Origin of the sequence: Streptomyces sp. NPDC007162 (assembly GCF_040634175.1) — a bacterium.
Taxonomy (GTDB): Bacteria; Actinomycetota; Actinomycetes; order Streptomycetales; family Streptomycetaceae; genus Streptomyces.
Map to the genome: position 1 here is coordinate 1 of NZ_JBEYFC010000881.1, position 2,256 is coordinate 2,256.

Here is a 2,256-nt window from a genome sequence, read left to right on the forward strand (position 1 = left end):
GGTGCGGGTACGGCGGCCGGGTGCGGTGCTACGGCTGCGGGTGCGGTACCTGCAGATGCAGCACCGGGTCGCAGACCACGTCCTCGCGCAGCTTCGTCAGTATGCGGGTGATCCGCTCCAGGTCGTCACCCGCCGGCTTCGGTCGCCGCTCAGAGGGTACCCAGGCCTGGTAGAGCCGTTGTAACGCCACCCTCGTAGGAAACTCACCCTAGTCCACGGTCGCATGGGTGTTCGATCCCTCGATGGGGTGAAGTACATATCACGTTCCCTTCGAGGCATGAACCATTTAGGCTCCGGGCACGTCCTCACAAACAACCGGCAACCCAGCCGGGAGGATGAGATCGATGAACCGAGCGAACCCGTAAGCACTGAAGAAACGCAATACGGCACATTCGCCGCCAACCGGCAGCAGACGGCCACCTCGAAAGATTTTTTTCGAGGAGAAGCCCCGAGCGGGAACGTTTTCGGGCTGGTTGGATGTTGACCCTGGTACGACAGCTCGTCGAGCTAGAGAAGAGGCGACGTGACTACTGTTCTGACCCCCGCGAGCCACCTGACGGCCGCCGATCGCTGCGACCGCTGCGGCGCCCAGGCATACCTGCGCGTCGTACTGCTCAGCGGCGGAGAACTGCTCTTCTGCGCCCACCACGGCCGCAAGTTCGAGCCGGAACTCAAGAAGATCGCCGCTGAGATACAGGACGAGACGGAGCGGCTGACGACCGCTCCGGCCACCGCTTCCGAAGATGAGCGCTGACCTCTCGCACCCACGACGAGCCAGCTCCGGCACAGGCCGGTGACGGGCGGTCGCTTTCCCTCGGGAGCGACCGCCCTTCGTCATATCCCCGTAGCGGCCCTCAGGAGGGGTCGTGAGGGCGACGTGAGGCGCTCAGGGCACCGCCGGGACCAAGTGCACGCGCGGCCTCTGAGACGCGCGTGTAGACGCCAGGGCTCCCCGGCCGGCCGCAGCCGCTCCCCCACGACACCAGCCCGATCAGCTTCCCGTCGGCGACCAGCGGACCGCCGCTGTCGCCCTGACAGGCGTCAGGGCCGCCCTGCGCCTCCCCCGCGCACAGCATGGAGCCCGCTCGATAAGTGCCGTCGACCCCGCCGGGGTAGGCGCGCTCGCACATCTGGTCGGGGAGCACATGAACGCGCGCCGCGTGCATCCGGCGCGCGTAGTCGCCGCCACCCGTGATGTCGCCCCACCCGGACACCAGCGCACCGGTGTCGGGCGTGTAGGCGGTGTCCCCCTCGGCCGCCATCGGAACGACCGCACTGGCCGGCAGCGGCTCGGCGAGGGCGAGAACGGCGAAGTCGCCGGTGTTCGCGTCGGCGTCATAGTCCGGGTTCACCCGGAGGGCCGTCACGGGGATCTCCTGGCCCTGTGCGGACAGCAGGTCCGTGCGGCCCGCGATGACCTTGAGGTCGCGCACCGGGCCGGTCGGACCGCCGATGACGTCGTCGGCCAAGCAGTGGGCCGCGGTCAGCACAGTGGTCCGGCCGATCGCCACACCGCCGCAGAACTGACCGGCCCGGGTACCTCCGAACCGGTCACGGCTGGACAGTGCGACCGTCCAGGGGGCCTGCGAGACATCGATGGGAAAGCCGCCGACGACAACGCTGTCAGAGGCAGCCGGGGACGGGGCGGCCAGCGGTATGACCGCGGTGACGGCCGCCAGGATCAGCGGCCGGATCAGGACCGGGGCAGACGAGTGACGCATGCACCCTCCTCACTCTGGGTGGTACCGGAGAACCCAGAGTCATCCAGCGGAGGGCGCTCCGCAGCACGAAGGCCCGGCCTCCCGAGGGAGACCGGGCCTTCCGGGTCGTACGGCCGCGACCTAGTCGAGGTAGTCGCGCAGCACCTGGGAACGCGACGGGTGACGCAGCTTCGACATGGTCTTCGACTCGATCTGCCGGATGCGCTCACGCGTGACGCCGTAGACCTTGCCGATCTCGTCGAGGGTCTTCGGCTGACCGTCGGTGAGACCGAACCGCATGGAGACGACGCCCGCCTCGCGCTCGGACAGGGTGTCCAGCACCGAGTGCAGCTGCTCCTGGAGGAGCGTGAAGCTCACGGCGTCGGCGGGGACGACGGCCTCGGAGTCCTCGATGAGGTCACCGAACTCGCTGTCGCCGTCCTCACCGAGCGGGGTGTGCAGGGCGGGGCAGGCCGTGGGCGGCCAGGTCGGGCACGCTCACCTTGGCCATGGTGCGGGCGAGCCGGTCGACCAGGCGGGTGGGCAGCCGTCGTAC

At 68.9% G+C, this 2,256-nt stretch carries 3 protein-coding genes and 1 pseudogene; 1 reads left to right on the forward strand and 3 read right to left on the reverse strand.

Features of this window, described 5'->3' with window-relative positions; translation table 11 throughout:
* Positions 1 to 28: 28 nt before the first annotated feature.
* Complete coding sequence (locus ABZ646_RS45315; protein WP_360533277.1) at positions 29 to 190, reverse strand: hypothetical protein; 162 nt, start codon at positions 188 to 190, stop codon at positions 29 to 31.
* 333 nt (positions 191 to 523) lie between these two features.
* Here ABZ646_RS45315 and ABZ646_RS45320 point away from each other — a divergent pair, with 333 nt between their 5' ends.
* Entirely contained in the window at positions 524 to 754 is a 231-nt protein-coding gene (locus tag ABZ646_RS45320; protein WP_123973563.1) for a hypothetical protein, read from the forward strand.
* A 100-nt stretch (positions 755 to 854) separates the two neighbouring features.
* Here ABZ646_RS45320 and ABZ646_RS45325 read toward each other — a convergent pair whose 3' ends face one another.
* Both ABZ646_RS45325 and ABZ646_RS45330 read right to left on the reverse strand, forming a co-directional pair.
* Positions 855 to 1,721, reverse strand: a complete 867-nt coding sequence (locus tag ABZ646_RS45325) for a serine protease (protein WP_360533274.1) — start codon at positions 1,719 to 1,721, stop codon at positions 855 to 857.
* A gap of 120 nt (positions 1,722 to 1,841) precedes the next feature.
* Positions 1,842 to 2,165 (reverse strand): annotated as a pseudogene (locus tag ABZ646_RS45330) (sigma-70 family RNA polymerase sigma factor); the annotation flags it as partial.
* Positions 2,166 to 2,256: the final 91 nt, after the last annotated feature.